The 229-nt window shown below is 41.5% G+C and carries 1 protein-coding gene; it reads right to left on the bottom strand.

Going from position 1 to position 229, the window contains the following annotated elements:
• On the bottom strand, positions 1–229 hold a 229-nt coding region (locus MFF21_RS23870; protein ID WP_238315066.1), incomplete at both ends, for a transposase.

The raw sequence follows: 229 nt of genomic DNA on the forward strand, positions 1-229 counted from the left end.
CGCGACTCTGATTCCATCTCATCGTTTTGCTCATGGTTTCCAAACTCAACGTCATCAATCTTTATGGTTTCTACAGGTGCACACTTCTGCTTAAGATGCAATAGCCGTATGTAAGAAATCATAGAAAGTGTAAAGTGGGTCTCAATGCCTGAAGGATGATGACACATCAAATGCAGACCATGCATCGTGCGCTTTAAAAATCGAAAAATTAACTCCACTTGCCAGCGAT

It is taken from the genome of Methylobacterium organophilum, from assembly GCF_022179465.1.
GTDB classification, from domain to species: Bacteria; Pseudomonadota; Alphaproteobacteria; order Rhizobiales; family Beijerinckiaceae; genus Methylobacterium; species Methylobacterium organophilum.